At 66.4% G+C, this 15,030-nt stretch carries 18 protein-coding genes and 1 other RNA gene; 11 read left to right on the top strand and 8 right to left on the bottom strand.

Annotated elements, in window-relative coordinates:
• Positions 1-66: 66 nt before the first annotated feature.
• Positions 67-750, top strand: a complete 684-nt coding sequence (gene ung, locus DZC52_RS05615) for a uracil-DNA glycosylase (protein ID WP_116650137.1) — start codon at positions 67-69, stop codon at positions 748-750.
• A 138-nt stretch (positions 751-888) separates the two neighbouring features.
• On the opposite strand, the gene DZC52_RS05610 is transcribed toward ung, so the two are convergent.
• From DZC52_RS05610 to DZC52_RS05585, 6 genes are all read right to left on the bottom strand, one after another.
• Positions 889-1,416, bottom strand: coding sequence for a hypothetical protein (locus DZC52_RS05610; RefSeq protein WP_116650136.1), 528 nt, complete (start codon positions 1,414-1,416; stop codon positions 889-891).
• Between the two features lie 109 nt (positions 1,417-1,525).
• Positions 1,526-2,419, bottom strand: coding sequence for a DMT family transporter (locus tag DZC52_RS05605; protein ID WP_116650135.1), 894 nt, complete (start codon positions 2,417-2,419; stop codon positions 1,526-1,528).
• 9 nt (positions 2,420-2,428) lie between these two features.
• Positions 2,429-3,622: an FAD-dependent monooxygenase gene (locus DZC52_RS05600; RefSeq protein ID WP_116650134.1), complete on the bottom strand. Its 1,194-nt coding sequence runs from the start codon at positions 3,620-3,622 to the stop codon at positions 2,429-2,431.
• Positions 3,619-4,818 carry an FAD-dependent oxidoreductase gene (locus DZC52_RS05595; protein ID WP_116650133.1) on the bottom strand — a complete coding sequence of 400 codons (1,200 nt, stop codon included), beginning with the start codon at positions 4,816-4,818 and terminating at the stop codon, positions 3,619-3,621. The genes DZC52_RS05600 and DZC52_RS05595 overlap by 4 nt, the downstream gene beginning before the upstream one ends.
• Positions 4,819-4,825: 7 nt before the next feature.
• Positions 4,826-6,127 (bottom strand): aminopeptidase P N-terminal domain-containing protein, encoded by a 1,302-nt coding sequence (locus DZC52_RS05590; RefSeq protein WP_116650132.1) that lies wholly within the window; start codon positions 6,125-6,127, stop codon positions 4,826-4,828.
• A 15-nt stretch (positions 6,128-6,142) separates the two neighbouring features.
• Positions 6,143-6,682, bottom strand: a complete 540-nt coding sequence (locus DZC52_RS05585; protein WP_116650131.1) for a UPF0149 family protein — start codon at positions 6,680-6,682, stop codon at positions 6,143-6,145.
• A gap of 128 nt (positions 6,683-6,810) precedes the next feature.
• Between DZC52_RS05585 and DZC52_RS05580 the strand changes: the two genes are divergently transcribed.
• The 6 genes from DZC52_RS05580 to rpiA all read left to right on the top strand — a co-directional run bounded on the left by DZC52_RS05580 (position 6,811) and on the right by rpiA (position 9,650).
• Positions 6,811-7,035 carry a TIGR02449 family protein gene (locus DZC52_RS05580; RefSeq protein WP_116650130.1) on the top strand — a complete coding sequence of 75 codons (225 nt, stop codon included), beginning with the start codon at positions 6,811-6,813 and terminating at the stop codon, positions 7,033-7,035.
• A 4-nt stretch (positions 7,036-7,039) separates the two neighbouring features.
• Entirely contained in the window at positions 7,040-7,339 is a 300-nt protein-coding gene (locus DZC52_RS05575; RefSeq protein ID WP_116650129.1) for a cell division protein ZapA, read from the top strand.
• Between the two features lie 13 nt (positions 7,340-7,352).
• Positions 7,353-7,537, top strand: a non-coding RNA gene (ssrS, locus tag DZC52_RS05570) — 6S RNA.
• A 49-nt stretch (positions 7,538-7,586) separates the two neighbouring features.
• Positions 7,587-8,168, top strand: a complete 582-nt coding sequence (locus tag DZC52_RS05565) for a 5-formyltetrahydrofolate cyclo-ligase (RefSeq protein ID WP_116650128.1) — start codon at positions 7,587-7,589, stop codon at positions 8,166-8,168.
• 92 nt (positions 8,169-8,260) lie between these two features.
• Positions 8,261-8,731, top strand: coding sequence for an EVE domain-containing protein (locus DZC52_RS05560; RefSeq protein ID WP_116650127.1), 471 nt, complete (start codon positions 8,261-8,263; stop codon positions 8,729-8,731).
• Positions 8,732-8,996: 265 nt separating this feature from the next.
• Complete coding sequence (rpiA, locus tag DZC52_RS05555) at positions 8,997-9,650, top strand: ribose-5-phosphate isomerase RpiA (RefSeq protein WP_116650126.1); 654 nt, start codon at positions 8,997-8,999, stop codon at positions 9,648-9,650.
• A 24-nt stretch (positions 9,651-9,674) separates the two neighbouring features.
• Here the strand turns inward: rpiA and DZC52_RS05550 are convergent, their stop codons facing one another.
• Positions 9,675-10,709 (bottom strand): GGDEF domain-containing protein, encoded by a 1,035-nt coding sequence (locus tag DZC52_RS05550; RefSeq protein ID WP_116650125.1) that lies wholly within the window; start codon positions 10,707-10,709, stop codon positions 9,675-9,677.
• A gap of 124 nt (positions 10,710-10,833) precedes the next feature.
• Here DZC52_RS05550 and dusA point away from each other — a divergent pair, with 124 nt between their 5' ends.
• On the top strand, positions 10,834-11,856 hold the full coding sequence (gene dusA / locus DZC52_RS05545; RefSeq protein WP_281268742.1) for a tRNA dihydrouridine(20/20a) synthase DusA: 1,023 nt from the start codon (positions 10,834-10,836) through the stop codon (positions 11,854-11,856).
• 3 nt (positions 11,857-11,859) lie between these two features.
• Here dusA and DZC52_RS05540 read toward each other — a convergent pair whose 3' ends face one another.
• Positions 11,860-12,807, bottom strand: a complete 948-nt coding sequence (locus DZC52_RS05540) for an aspartyl/asparaginyl beta-hydroxylase domain-containing protein (RefSeq protein WP_116650124.1) — start codon at positions 12,805-12,807, stop codon at positions 11,860-11,862.
• 146 nt (positions 12,808-12,953) lie between these two features.
• Here DZC52_RS05540 and DZC52_RS05535 point away from each other — a divergent pair, with 146 nt between their 5' ends.
• From DZC52_RS05535 to DZC52_RS05525, 3 genes are all read left to right on the top strand, one after another.
• Positions 12,954-13,871, top strand: coding sequence for an arginine deiminase-related protein (locus DZC52_RS05535; protein WP_116650123.1), 918 nt, complete (start codon positions 12,954-12,956; stop codon positions 13,869-13,871).
• Positions 13,872-14,112: 241 nt separating this feature from the next.
• Positions 14,113-14,346, top strand: a complete 234-nt coding sequence (locus DZC52_RS05530; RefSeq protein WP_116650122.1) for a PepSY domain-containing protein — start codon at positions 14,113-14,115, stop codon at positions 14,344-14,346.
• A complete protein-coding gene (locus DZC52_RS05525; protein ID WP_116650121.1) occupies positions 14,346-15,023 on the top strand; it encodes a response regulator transcription factor in 678 nt (225 codons plus the stop codon). The genes DZC52_RS05530 and DZC52_RS05525 overlap by 1 nt, the downstream gene beginning before the upstream one ends.
• Positions 15,024-15,030 lie beyond the last annotated feature (7 nt).

The raw sequence follows: 15,030 nt of genomic DNA, 5'->3' as shown, positions 1-15,030 counted from the left end.
GAACCCCGAACCCCGAACCCCGAACCCCGAACCCCGAACCCCGAACCCCGAACCCCGAACCCCTCCATGCAAGAGCAACGCGACATCCAACTCCAATCCGAGTGGCTCGAGGCCATCGGCGGGGAATTCGAGAAGGATTACATGCGCCGCCTGAAGCGCTTTCTGGTGGAACGCAAGCAGGCCGGGGCCACTATCTACCCGCCGGGTCCGCAGATCTTTAACGCGCTCGATTCCACGCCCCTGTCGAAGGTCAAGGCGGTGATCCTCGGCCAGGATCCCTACCACGGGCCGGGGCAGGCGCACGGGTTGTGTTTTTCGGTGCAGAGGGGCGTGCGCCCGCCGCCCTCGCTGGTCAACATCTTCAAGGAAATCGAGTCCGACCTCGGCTATTCGCCGCCCGCCCACGGCTGCCTGCAAGCCTGGGCCGACCGCGGCGTGCTGCTGCTCAACGCCGTGCTCACCGTCGAGAAGGGCAACGCGGGTTCGCACCAGGGCAAGGGCTGGGAACAATTCACCGACGCGGCGGTGCGCGCGGTCAACGAGCAGCGCGACAACGTGGTCTTCCTGCTCTGGGGCAGCCACGCCCAGAAAAAGGGCGCCGGCATCGACCGCCGGCGCCATCTCGTGCTCAAGGCCCCGCACCCCTCACCGCTGTCGGCCCACCGCGGCTTCCTAGGCTGCCGGCATTTCTCGAAGGCCAACGAATGGCTGGCCAGTCGCGGGGTGACGCCGATCGACTGGAGTCTCTAGAGCCCAAGTGGATTAGGGCTCACGCAGAGTCGCAGAAAACGCAGAGTTCGCGGAGGCAAGCGAAAAAAGGGTCTGCAGGAATCTCCGCAGCTCGCCCGGGTTCTGGTTGCAATCGCGGCCAACCTTGCTTTCGATCGTCTACCTCAGGAGCGAGGCCTGTCTCAGACCTTCAACTCTCGATCGGGCTAGCGGCTCGAAGCTGGAGAGCGCGTAGTGCGCCAGGCCGGTGAGCCAGAGGTCGGTATCCGTCTCTTCGGGAAAGCACTCGCTCGGTCCGGTCAGCATGCGGATGGGGTCAGCGCCGTCCTGGTCAACACCGATTTCGAAGGCGCTCGGTCCCGCCGAAGTTCGGAACATCAGCGAAACCCGGGCTGGACCGGAGAGATTCTGAATCTTCTCGACGGCGGACGCCAGCTCTGCACTTTGGCGCGTCGCGCCGTGCAGCGCGTGCTCGGGTCCGTCGTCTTCATCCGTGTCGAGCAGCACCAGCAGGTCGCCCCGGCTGTTGTTCTCTGCCGAGACGCGTGCCGTGAGCGTGTCCGTGCTCCTGACCGGTCCCGGGCAATACTCGGAATCCTGTGCCGGTGCCGGTGCCGCGGCCGAGGCCAGGAGCGTCAACAGGGTCGAGCAGAAAAAGAGGCGTGATAGCCAGCGATAGCGGGACATGGGACTTCCTCCCCGATTGCTTCAAGCCAGACACCCTTCCCGCCGCCGATTCTAGCGGCTCGGGATGTCTGTGCAAACCGGCTCTTGCGCCGCCCCCGACGCATGGCGGTCAGCCCAGCTTCCGTCTCGAGGCCGACCGCAGGCCGAAGTAGATGCCGACCAGGGCCAGGCCGATGCCGGTCAGTTGCCAGGCGTCGAGGCGCAGGCCGAAGATAAGGTAATCCCAGAGTACCGAGGAGGCCGGCTGGATGAGAAGCAGCAGGCCGACCAGGCCGGCTGGCAGGAAGGGCATGCCGCGGGTGATCGACAGCCAGCCGAGTACCTGGCAGACCAGGCCCAACCCGATCAGCGCTGCCAGGGCGTTCCAGGTCGGAATGTCGAAGCTGTTGCCCTCGACCAGGTTGGCGGCACCCAGGATCAGGGCGCAGAAGAACGTGGACTGCAGGAGCCTCGCTTCCGGCCGGATGTGGCCGTGGCGAATCTGGAAACCCCTCAGGCTGAGTAGGTAGAGCGCGTAGGCCAGGGCGGTGAGCAGGCCGAGTATCACGCCCATTCGATAGTCCGGCGGCAGGTTGGCCCAGTCGCGCCCAAACAGCAGCCACAGGCCGCCCATGGCCAGCCCGAGACCGGTTGCGAAGCGCCAGCCCACGCGCTCGCGCATCCAGATCACCCCGATGGCGGTCAGTAGGAAGACCTGGAAATTGGCCAGCAGGGTCGACAGGCCCGGGCCGATGTATTCGATGGCGCGGTGCCAGAACCAGATGTCGGCGGCGAAGAAGGCGCCGATCAGGAAGGAGCCGGCCCAGTTGTCGCGCCAGCCCACGCGCATTTCCGGGCGCAGCGCCAGCAGGCCGGCGAAGGCCAGGCAGCCGAAGACCATGCGGTAGAAGCCCGACGTCGTCGGCGGCATGCCGGTCAGGCGCGCGAAGATCGCCGCGAAGCTGAGCATGATCGCGCCGGCCAGGACCAGCAGCGCGGCCTTGAGGGGCGAAGGCGTGGTCATCTCAGCGGGTCATCGTGCGCTGCGGGCCAGCTTGGGGCTGTCGCGCTCGAGGCCGCAGGCGTGCTCGACGAAGGCCTCGCGCAGGGGCCAGAGCCTGCCGGCCAGCGAAAAGCCCAGGCCGGCCAGGGAGCGGCCGGGTCCGGCGCGGGTGAATTCGTTGATGGCGTGGATGCCGCCGGCGACCAGGCTGCCGCCGCTGATGCGCCAGCGCTGGTAGTGGGCCAGGGCGCGTGCCGGGTCGGATTCGCCGCGCCAGTCGGCCAGCACTTCGGCCAGGGCCGCGGCATCCATCAGGCCCAGGTTGAGCCCCTGTCCCGCAAGTGGGTGCACATTGCGGGCGGCGTCGCCCAGCAGGACGACGCGGCCGCTGACCAGGTTCTTCGCCTGGCGCCGAATCAGGGGGAAGGCGTAGCGCTTCGTCGCTGCCGTCGCCTCGCCGAAGGGACTGTCCTGGCAGGCGTTGAGTTCGGCCAGAAAGCCTTCGTCGTCGAGCGTTTTCAGCTCGCTCACGCGCCGCTCGGGCTGCGACCAGACGATGGACGAGCGCCCGTCGGCCAGCGGCAGCAGGGCGAGCGGGCCGTGCTCGGTGAAGCGCTGCCAGGCGATGCCGTCGTTGGGTCGCTCGGTTTCGACGTGGGTGACCAGGGCCTGCTGGTTGTAGTGCCACAGGTCGGTTTCGATGCCGGCCAGGCGACGCAGGCGGCTGCGGGCGCCGTCGGCGGCGACCAGCAGGCGGGACCGAAGCGTCTTGCCGCCTTCGATTTCCAGGCGGATATGGTCCTCTCGCTGGCTGAAGCCGCTGACGCTGCCCGGTGCGATCAGCTCGACGCCGTCGATGGCTTCCAGGGCCTGCCAGCAGGATGCCTGCAGCCAGGGCACTTCCACGATCCAGCCCAGCTTGCCGAGGCCGTGCTCGGAGGCGCGGAACACGATCTCGCCGCCGTCGGCATGGACCTGCATGCGGTCGTAAGGTCCGAGCCGGTTCTCCGGCAGCCGCTCCCAGGCGCCTGCGGCGCCCAGCACCGCCGCGGAGCCGGGCGCGATCGCCACGACGCGCGGATCGAAGTCCGAATCGGGGTCGGGCATGTCGGGCCGGCGCCGGTCGACGAGCGCGACGCTGTGGCCCGATTGCGCCAGCAGGGCGGCCGCCGTGGCCCCGGCGACTCCGCCGCCGGCGACGACGATGTCGTGATCGACCCTCATGACGTTCGGTCCCGGGCCAGCGTGCTGACCGGCTCTCGAAAGCCCATGGCCGAACGTACCAGGCGCCTGGAGAGCGCGGGCGCGGCGGCGTGGGCGAACAGGCCCAGTGCGGTTCCCATTTGCACAATCGTCGAGGGGTTGGAGAAGGCGCGTGCCAGCGTGTCGGTGTAGCGCACGGTGGCCGCCTGGTCGTCGCGGCGGTCGTCGAACCAGGCGCCGAGCACCTCACTGCGGCCGGAATCTTCGGCGGCGCCGGCGTGATCGACCAGGGCGGCGACATCGCGCAGCCCCAGGTTGAAGCCCTGGGCAGAAACCGGGTGGACGGTGTTGGCGGCGTTGCCGACCAGGACCACGCGCGGGGCGAACGGGCGCGGCGTGCGGGTGAGGGCCAGCGGATAGTTCGCCCGTTTGCCGGGCGACGTGAAGCCGCCGGGCGTGCGCCCGCTGCGCGATTCGAGGCGTTCGACGAGTTGTTCGTCATCCAGGGTCTGGGTGGCTTCGATCGCCTCGTTTCGATCGATCCAGACTACGCCCAGGCGGTCTTCGGGCTGCGGGAGGAAGGCCAGTGGACCGGCCGGCGTGAAGCGCTCCCAGGCGGTTTCGGCCGCTCGCTCGGGGCAGCGCACGTTGAAGATCATGGCCGACTGGCCGTAGTCGTATCGCTCGCTGTCGATGCTGCTCAGTCGGCGGACGGTGGAGTTCGTGCCGTCGGCGCCCACGAGCAGCCGGCCGCTCAACTGCCTGCCGCTTTCGAGATGGATGGTCACGCGGTCTTCGTTGGCTTCGACACCGGCGAGTTTCTCCGGGCAGAAGGATTCGATGCCGGCGGTCGATTCGAGCCGCCTGAGCATGGCGGCACCGAGCTCGCGGGCCACGATGACCGCCCCGAAGCGCTCGCAGCCGTGTTCGGACGCATGCAGGCTCAGGTGCCCCGGCGCCCCGGCGCGGCTGATTTCGATGTGCCTGAGCGGGCAGGCGGTCAGGCCGTCTTCGAGAACGCCCAGGTTGGCCAGGATGTTGAGCGAAGCGGCGTTGACCACCAGGGTGCGGTCGTCGAAGCTGGGCCTTGAGTCGGCCTTCGGCTCGAAGGCCTCGACGAGCGCGACGCGCTTGCCGGCCTGCGCTAGCCCGAGTGCCAGCGCGGAACCGGCCAGTCCGCCGCCGACGATGATGACGTCGAAGTGGAAGTCGTTCATGCCCGGCTCATGACTGCATCAGCGCCTCGATCTCGTCGGGATCGGTGGGCACGGCGCGGGTCAGGTTCTCCGGCTCGTCGTCGGTGACGCGGATGTCGTCCTCGATGCGAATCCCGACGTTGCGGAAATGCTCGGGAATATCCACGCGGTCGTCGATGTAGAGCCCCGGCTCGACGGTGGTGACCATGTTCTTCTCGAGCACGCGCGACTGTTCGTCGATGCGGTAGTCGCCCACGTCGTGCACGTCCAGGCCCAGCCAGTGGCCGGTCTTGTGCATGTAGAAGCGGCGGTAGTGACCTTCCTCGAGGTTCTCGTCCAGGCTGCCGGACAGAAGGCCGAGGTCGATCAGGCCGCGGGTGAGCGTTTGCACCGCGGCGTCGTGAAAAGCCTCGAAGGGCCTGCCGGGACGGACCTGGTCGATGGCGGCGTGCTGTGCGGCCAGCACCACGTCGTAGAGATCGCGCTGGGCCGAGCTGAAGCGCCCGCCGACCGGAAAGGTGCGCGAAATGTCGGCCGCATAGCCGTGGAGCTCGCAGCCGGCGTCGATCAGCACCAGGCCCTCGTCGGGCAGCGCCTGGTCGTTGCGGATGTAGTGCAGCACACAGGCATTGTCGCCGCCAGCCACGATCGGCAGATAGGCGGCGGGGCAGCCGTTGCGGGTGTATTCGTAATGCAGCTCGGCCATGAGCTCGGTTTCGTTCATGCCGGGCCGGCAAGCACGCATGGCGCGCGAGACGGCGGCGGCCGAGACTTTCGCCGCCCGCTGCATGCAGCGGATCTCGTCGCGTGACTTGATCAGGCGCTGTTCGTGCAGCAGGGGTTCGAGCGCGACGATCTCGCCGGGACCGTGGCTGCCGCGCTGCTCGGCGCGCAGGCGGTTGCGCCAGCCGATGATGCGCTGGTCGAGCTGCACATCCTTGCCGACCAGGTGGTAGATGCGCTCGCAGCCTTCCATCATGCCCGGCAGGATGTCGTCGAGGTCGCCGATCGGGAAGGCGTCGTCCATCCCCAGCCGTTCGATGGCGCCGTCGAGGCCCAGGCGCGGTCCGTCCCAGCGCTCGCGGTCGGGATCGCGCTCGCGCAGGAACAGGATCTGCTCGCCGCTTTCGCTGCCCGGGCGCAGTACCAGCACGGCCTCGGGCTCGTCCAGCCCGGTCAGGTAGAGGAAGTCGCTGTCCTGGCGATACGGGTAGAAGGTGTCGCCGTTGCGGAGCCGCTCGGGTGCGGCGGCCAGCACGATCAGGGCGCCCGGTCCGGCTTCTTCCATCAGCCTGTGGCGGCGCCTGGCAAACTCCTCGCTTCGAATCATCTCAGACCGTCGTTCTTAGTGTTTGGTGACGCCCGAGCGGCATTCCTCGCGCAGCATCAGGATGGCGACGCGCACGAACTCCACAAGCTCGATGTAGGCGCCTTCCTCGGCCTCCTGGTCGGAATCCGGGTCGGTGGCCGCGCGCGCGATCTGTTCGACCATGCGCAGGGCATCGCTGGCCTCTTCGGAGCGGATCGTCGGGGAAGCCGCGCCGAATCCGGTCAGAAAGCCCGAGCACCAGTGCGCCAGGCAGCGCGTGCGCTCTTCCAGGGGGCGGTCCTCGGTGGGCAGCAGGAGCTGGAAGTCCATGTTCTCGGAAGCCAGCTCGTTGCGCAGCTGCTTCAGGGCCGGACCCAGCTGGTCGAGGATTCGCTCCGAGGTCCAGTCGCCGACCTGCAGGGCGGCAAGGTGGGTGGCCAGCTCGTTCTCGTCCTGGTCGGGCTTTCCGCACAGCAGTCCGGTCACCACCGCGTGGGTCTCGGCAACGGATTCGGGCGCGCTGTCGGCGGCCACGGCCAGCAGCCAGGCCAGTTTGGATTCCTGTTCGCTCGTCATGAATTCGGGTACTGCAAGACAGACCGTCAAGTTTATCACCGGGAGGGGCTTTCGATCCGGCAGTTGTGAAGCGGCTTGACAGGTTCTATGATTAAGCCCTTGAAAGTTTTCGAAACGGGGACCTCATCATGGATTCGCTGGAGCAAACGGTCCGGACCATCGACCGCCTGGAGCAGCGTCTTTCGGAGATGTTCGAGCGACTGGAACGCCTGGAAGACGAGAACAGTTCGCTGCTGGCGCGCCAGGAGTCGCTGGTCGCCGAACGCGCCACGCTGGTGCAGCGCAACGAGGAGGCCCGCACGCGGGTCGAGGCCATGATCGAGCGTCTCAAGGCGCTGGAAAACGCGGGATAAAACCATGAGTCAGTCTCCCGAGCCGGTGACGGTTCGCATCGTCGACCGCGAGTATCGCGTGATGTGCACGCCCGAACAGCGCCGCACCCTGATGGAGTCGGCCCTGTTTCTTGATCAGCAGATGCGCGAGATCCGCGATTCCGGCAAGGTTTCCTCGATGGACAAGATCGCGGTGATGGCCGCCCTCAACCTGGCCGAGGAAGTGCTGAAATTGCGTCAGCAGATGCATGAACGGCGCGACCAGGTCGACTCGAGGGTCCGCGATTTGGCCGATCGGCTTGATCGGGCCCTGGAGCGGGACTAGACTGGGAACCAGGCGCTCTCTGCGGTGTTCGCCAGCAGGAACGTAATATGCCTTGTCCCTACTTATCGACCTCGGGATGGCGACTTTTCAGCTGGTGTGCAGTCCGCTTGACGCGAATTGCCTGAAGGCTGGAAGAGCCAACCCACCTGAACCTCTGGTTCAAGGTCACCGACCTGCAGCGGCACATGCGGAGAGCGCCGCTCCCTCGATGCCCCACTGACCATTTCCACCGATTCCAGTCATCGCCATGACCGCCAGCGAGCGCAAGGAAGAGCAGCGTCGTGAATTGATCCGGCGCCGCCTGGCGCTCGACGAAGGCCAGCGAGAACGGGCCGACGCCGCCATCTCGGGCGCGGTCCGGCGCCTGGTCGATGAGCTCGATTTCGGTATCATCGCGGGCTTCGTCGCGCATCGCGGCGAGCCCGACCTGTCCGCCGCGCTCTCCTGGCTGGACGAAGAAGACCGGGCCGTTCTGCTGCCGGTCGTGCGCGATCTCGACATGCATTTCCGCCGCTGGCGCCCGGATGCAGCCATGAAGGCCAATCGCTTCGGCATTCCCGAGCCGGTCGGCTCCGAGGGGTTCGCGCCCGCGCAGATCGACCTGGTGTTGATGCCCCTGGTCGGCTTCGCTGCCGACGGCGCCCGCCTGGGCATGGGCGCGGGCTTCTACGACCGCGCTTTCGCATTCCGCCACGGACGGCCCGACGACCTCCCGCGCCTGGTCGGCGTGGCCTACGCCGTCCAGGAAGCCGAATCCCTGCCGGTCGACGACTGGGACGTCCCGCTCGACGGAATCATCACCGAACAAGGCCTGCGCTGGTTCGAATAACTCCGCACCACGACGCGGAACCACGGCGCCATGCCTTAGACTGATGCTGTCCCTGAAACCTGAAACCTGAAACCTGAAACCTGAAACCTGATATGAACTACTGGCTGATGAAATCCGAGCCCGACGTCTTCGGCATCGATGATCTCGAGCGCGTCGGAGTCGAGCCCTGGGACGGCGTGCGCAACTACCAGGCGCGCAATTTCATGCGCGACGAGATGAAGGTCGGCGACAAGATCTTTTTCTACCACTCCAACTGCAAGGAGCCGGGCGTTGTCGGCATCGCGGAGGTGGCGAGCAAGCCCTACCCGGACCCGACGCAGTTCGATCCGGATTCCAAGTACCACGATCCCAAGAGCGATCCCGACGACCCGCGCTGGATGCTGGTCGACGTCAAGTACAAGCGCCACACAAAGCGCACCATTCCTCTGCGCGAAATCAAGGACCACGGTGACGCGCTCGAGGGCCTGCAGCTGATCAAGCGCGGCAACCGCCTGTCGGTCATGCCGATCGACAAACAACACTGGGATTACATCCTGGGTATGGAGAAGTCATGGAACCTCTGAACAACTCTGCCCGGAGCGCGTTTCAGTCGGAAAAGCCGCAGATCGTGCGGTGCGACGCGAGCGACAGTAGCCGTAGCTACGGCCGAGTGGCGCAACGCACGAGATGCGGCTTTCCCGGCGAAACCCTAACGGGACGGGCCTTTGCGCGGTCTCCGCTCCGTTTCGCCTCGCTCATTTGGAACAACCAAACTTCGCTCGCCGAAGCCAGACCGGAGCCTCGCGCAAAGACCCGTCGCGCCCGGGCAGAGTTGTTCAGAGGTTCCCCATGAGCCAGCAGCGACTCAAGATCGAGGTGGCCCGCGCGGCCCTGAAGTACGTCGAGGATGGCATGACGCTCGGTGTGGGCACGGGCAGTACCGTCAATGCCTTCATCGACGAGCTGGCCTCATCCGGGGTTCGCCTCGAAGCCGCCGTTTCGTCGTCGGAAGAAACCACCCAGCGCCTCGAGAAAATCGGCGTCCGGGTGATCGACCTCAACCAGACCGGCGACCTCGAGCTCTACATCGACGGGGCCGACGAGGTGGACGAGCACAAGCGCCTGATCAAGGGCGGCGGTGGTGCGCTCACCCGCGAGAAGATCATCGCCGCGGCCAGCCGCAAGTTCGTCTGCATCGTCGATGCTTCCAAGTGCGTCGGTGTCCTGGGCGAGTTCCCGCTGCCGATCGAGGTGATCCCGATGGCGCGCGCGATGGTCTCGCGCAAGCTCGTCGGCATGGGCGGCCGGCCCGAACTGCGCGAAGGTTTCACCACCGACAACGGCAACCTGATCCTGGACGTGCGCAACCTCGACCTGGTCGATCCGGTCCGTGTCGAGAACGAAATCAACCAGATCCCCGGGGTCGTGACCTGTGGTCTCTTCGCCAAGCGGGGTGCCGACGTCGTACTCGTGGCGACCGAAAACGGAATCGAGAGTCGTTAGCGCGAGTAGCTGAGGCCGTGGCCTTCAGGCGATGATCAGTCGGTCGCGGCCGGCGCGCTTGGCTTCGTAGAGCGCGCGGTCGGCCCGCGCCAGCCATCTCGACCAGTTTTCCCCGTCCTTGAGCGCGGCCGCGCCGGCGGAGAAGTGCAGGGGGCTGTCCGGCCCCTGGACCTTGCCGCTGAGGCGACCGTGCAGTTCGTCCAGGTTGGCTTCGGCGGTTTCGACGTCCATGTCGCGGAGCAGCACCACGAATTCCTCGCCGCCCAGGCGGTAGAGGCCGTCTTCGGTACGCAGCTCGTCGCGCAGGACCTCGACAAAGCGTTCCAGCACCCTGTCGCCGGCCTCGTGGCCGAACTCGTCGTTGATGCGCTTGAAGTGGTCGAGGTCGAGCACCATCAGCGTTGCGGGACGCCGGCCCCGTCGCCGCTCGGCCACGGCCTTCTCCAGGTCGTGCTGCATGAGCCGACGGTTGCCCGCGCCGGTCAGCGGGTCGAGCGTCGCCAGTTCCGAGAGCATGCGCCGCTGCTCGCGCAGCTGGTTGGTGAACACCAGGCCGAAGCCGGAAATCAGGACGGCCACGGTGACCCAGCTGATCTGGTGCAGCAAGCTGTCGAACAGCCCGAAGCTCGCTGTCAGCGTGATGGTGATGATCAGGTTGCAGCCGATGGCCAGGTTGCGCGGCAGCACCAGGAAGTTGATCCACAGCACCAGGTAGGTCCACAGCAGCCCGTTGGGGCTGACCAGCATGGCGCTGAGCAGGCACGACAGGCTGATGATGAAGCCGAACAGGATCAGCGCCGTTTGCCGGAACCGGGGCACCCGGCCGAGCGCGAGCACGGTGGCGAGCATGGCCACGATCACGGCGTTGATCAGCGCACCCGTGGTGTCGCCGGTGAAGAAGCGGTAGACCACGAAGCCGGCCACCACCAGAACGGTCGTGAGGCCGCAGTAGTTCATCACCGTCATTTCGATGCTGCGCCGCGCCATTCCGACCGGCCACTCGAGCGACGGATGGTTCCGTTCCGCGGGCTGCTGCTCGGAATCCTTCGGAGACGGCATGTCGACCCCCCTGCACGACCGGCTTCGGTGGGCCGATCGCAAATCAATGATGTTCTGAAATATGCCACAGCACAACGACTTGCGGCAAGCATGCTGCCGTGGCCCCGAACCCGGAGCGGTTACAATGGAAACCGAAATGAAGCGAGTCTCGATCGACGTGTTCCCGACCCGACCCGAAACCCTCAGCGTGGCCCCGATGATGGACTGGACCGACCGCCACTGTCGGTACTTCCATCGCCTGCTGGCGCCGCGCGCCCTGCTGTACACCGAAATGGTGACGACCGGTGCCGTGATCCACGGCGATCGCGAGCGCCTGCTGGGCTTCGACCCGGCCGAGCACCCGGTGGCCCTGCAGCTGGGCGGCAGCGATCCCGAAGAGCTCGCGCAGGCGGCGCGGATCGGCGCCGGTTTCGGCTACGACGAGATCAATCTCAACGTCGGCTGTCCTTCCGACCGGGTGCAGAAGGGGCGATTCGGGGCCTGCCTGATGAAGGAGCCGGGGCTGGTGCGCGACTGCCTGGCCGCGATGCGCGATTCGGTGGAGGTTCCGGTCACCGTCAAGACGCGCATCGGCGTCGACGAACTCGACAGCGAGGCTTTCCTGCGGGAGTTCGTGGACACGGTGGTCGAAAGCGGCATCGACACGGTCATCGTGCACGCGCGCAAGGCCTGGCTGTCCGGCCTGAGCCCGAAGGAGAACCGCGAGATCCCGCCGCTGTTCCACGATCGCGTTCACGCGCTCAAGGCGCGGCACCCGGAACGGACCATCGTCGTCAACGGCGGCATCACCGACATCGATGCTGCGCTCGGCCATCTCGAGCACGTCGACGGCGTGATGCTCGGTCGTGCGGCGTACCAGAACCCCTGGATTCTCGCCGAACTGAGCCGGGAACTCGGCTGGCCGGCCGCCGAATCGCGTGAGGCGGTGGTCGAGGCGATGGTGGACTACGCCCGCCGGCATATCGACGCCGGCGGCCGGCTCAATCACGTCGCCCGGCACATGCTCGGCCTGTTCCACGGCCAGCCCGGCGCGCGGCACTGGCGCCGGCATCTCAGCCAGAACATGCACCTCGACGGTGCCGAGCCGGAGCTGTTGCTCGAAGCCATGGGTCCGCCCGCCGATCGCGGTCGGGCGGCAGCGGTCTGAAGCCTACCCGGCGCCCAGCGCGCCGATCAGCGGCCGAACCAGCAGCCACCAGGCCAGCAGGGCGAAGAGCAGGTACTTGCCCGTGTAGTAGACCGTGCGGTTCCAGGCCTTGACGCGCTGGAACATCTCCCCGACGGCGGCGATCCCGGCGAATATCCGATTCAGGAAACCGACCTTCTCGCCCGGCACGTTGCGGGTGGCCGAGGCCTTGACCACGTGGTGGATCATGAAACGGTTGATCGCGCGCACCACCGGGTTGCGGATCGGCCGTTCCACGTCGCAGAACAGGATCACCCGGTACTGGTCGGTGTCGTTCTCGACGCGGTGGATGTAGGTTTCGTCGAACAGGATGTCCTCGCCGTCGTGCCAGGCATAGCGCTCGCCGTCGACGTAGATGCGGCAGTCGTCCGAATTGGGCGTGATCAGGCCCAGGTGGTAGCGCAGGGAGCCGCCGAAGGGGTCGCGGTGCGCGCCCAGCCGGCCGTGCGGCGGCAGCACGGCGAACATCGCGGCGTGGACGCTGGGAATCCGGCGCACGAGGTCCACGGTCTTGGGGCAGAGTTCCTGGGCCGAGGGATAGCCGTCGTTGTACCACTTGAGATAGAAACGGGTCCATCCGCGCTTGAAGAAGCTGTTGAAGGCCAGGTCGTTGCGCCCGTCGGCGGCCCGGATGTGGCCCTGATCGAACAGCGCGCGGGCCTCGTCGCGGATGGTCTCCCAGTTGTCCCGCAGCAGGTCCAGTTCCGGAAAGTCGCGCCGTTCGAGGTAGGGCCGGTTGGGCACGCCCGAGAACAGGTAGATCAGCGCGTTGTAGGGCGCGATGAAGGTCGAGTGGTCGGTGAGCTGGCGCAGGAAGCGATGGCGTACCTGGCCGCGGTAGTGCACGAAGGCGGCCGAGCCGACCAGTACGTAGACGACCAGGAATTTCAGCGACAGGAGTTCGGTCAGCAAGGAAAACCACCCGCAACGCAACGACCCTGAGTGAAGAATAATCCCTTCCGCCAGCCGTTTTCAATCGTTCCGGCTCCGACGCTTGACCCGTGCGTGTACGGCCCGCATATTGTGCAGCCCGCACGCCCCGCAGAGAGTATTTCAAGGTGATCGTCAAAACTCCGGCAGAATTCAGAAAACAGATTTCGGCAGGCTGGCTGAACGCCGACGGTCCGGCGGTGCCGCGCGCGGTCTTCCTGGTCGAGCCCAGCGGATTCCGCGTGTCGGACCAGACGGCGCGCGACAACGAGTACATGGACACGGGCGTGGACGTGGATCCGCACCGCGCACTCGACCAGCACCGGGCCCTGAGCGAGCGGATCACCGCCTGCGGCATCCCGCTGGTGCGCTTCCCCGGCAAGCCGGAGACGCCCGACGACGTGTTTCCCAACAACGTCTTCGCGACAGCGCCCGGGCGCCTGATCATCGGCGCGATGCTGCATCCCGAGCGCCAGCGCGAGGCCGAACGCGCCGATATCCGCGCCTTCTTCACCGACCTGATGCACTACGACACGATCGACCTGTCCGGGCAGGACCTGGTGGCCGAGCTGACCGGTTCGCTGGTGCTCGACCGCGCCCGGCGCATCGGTTTCTGCGGCATCACCCAGCGCGTCGACGAGGCCGGCTGCAAGGCCATGCACGAGGCCTTCGACCTGGGCCTGACCTTCCAGTTCGATCTCGACGAGCACGAGTACCACACCAACGTGGTCATGGCCGTGCTCGCCTCGCGCGCCCTGATCATCTGCCCGGATGCCTTCGCCGACCCCGAGGTGCCCAAGGCCATCGGCGAGGCCTTCCCCGGCCACGTCCTCGAGATCACCACCGAGGAGAAGGAAGCCTTCGCCGGCAACGTGATCGCGCTCAGCTTCAGCGACCTGTTCATGAGCCAGACCGCCGTCGATGCGTTGCCGCCGGAGAAACTGGCCAAGCTCGAGGAATGGGGGTTCACCATCCACGGCATCGAGCTCGACGAGATCGAGAAGGCGGGCGGCAGTCTGCGGTGTTGTGTTGCGGAGATTTATTGATTGGTTTTTTGGTTTTTTGGTTTTTTGGTTCTTTGGTTGCTCGACGGCTCGGCGGATCCCGATCGGGCGCGGCAGGCTAAGGCGCCCCCACCAAAACACCAAAACACCAAAACACCAAAACACCAAAACACCAAACCACCAAAACACCAAACCACCAAAACACCAAAACATCAACCCTGGGGTTCAGCATCGATTAATCCCCCCGCGCTAGAATCGGGCCGTCACTGACCGAAAGACCGCCATGCAACGAACGCTCCGCCAAGTCCTGATCGCGCTGACCCTGGTCGCCACGCTGGTGGTTTCGGCTTGGGCGATCACGTTGGAGGAAGCCGCGCGGCGGGTGGCGGAGGAATACGACGCGCGCGTGGTCTCGGCCCAGACCGTCGAGCAGAACGGGCGCCGCATCCACGTCATCCGCATCGTCACGAAGGACGGCGTGGTGCGCACCGTGCGCGTGCCGGCTGGAGACGACTGATGCGCATCCTGGTGGTCGAGGACGAAACCGAACTGCGCGAACTGCTCGGTCGCGCGCTCAAGCGGCAGGGCCATGCCGTGGACCTGGCCGCCGACGGCACCAACGGCCTGCACTTCGCCACCGAGTACCCGGTGGACCTGGCGATCATCGACCTCGGGTTGCCGGGCGAGAGCGGCATGGAGATCGTGCGCCGGGTGCGCGAGCGCGACCTGAAGTATCCCGTCCTGATCCTCACCGCCCGCTCGGACTGGCAGGACAAGGTCGAGGCGCTCGAGATCGGTGCCGACGACTACGTCACCAAGCCCTTCCGCATCGAGGAACTGATGGCGCGGGTCAACGCCCTGCTGCGGCGGTCGGCCGGCCATGCCGCGCCCGAGGTTCGCGTCGGACCGCTGCAGGTCAATCTTTCCAGCCAGGACGTACGTCTCGATGGCGAGACGATGGAACTGACGACCTTCGAGTACAAGGTGCTCGAGTACTTCATGCTGCATCCCGGCCAGGTCGTGTCCAAGATGGAGCTCAATGAGCACCTCTACGACGAGGATGCCGATCCCGACAGCAACGTCATCGAGGTAATCATCGGCCGGCTGCGCAGGAAGCTCGACCCGCAGGGCGATTGGCAGCCCATCGAGACCCTGCGCGGGCGCGGCTACCGCTTTCGCCGGGACGAAGACTGACCACCGG

The organism is Wenzhouxiangella sediminis (assembly GCF_003410055.1).
Lineage (GTDB): Bacteria > Pseudomonadota > Gammaproteobacteria > Xanthomonadales > Wenzhouxiangellaceae > Wenzhouxiangella > Wenzhouxiangella sediminis.
The sequence above is the reverse complement of the archived record's forward strand: the minus strand, read 5'-3'. Positions and strand labels throughout refer to the sequence as shown.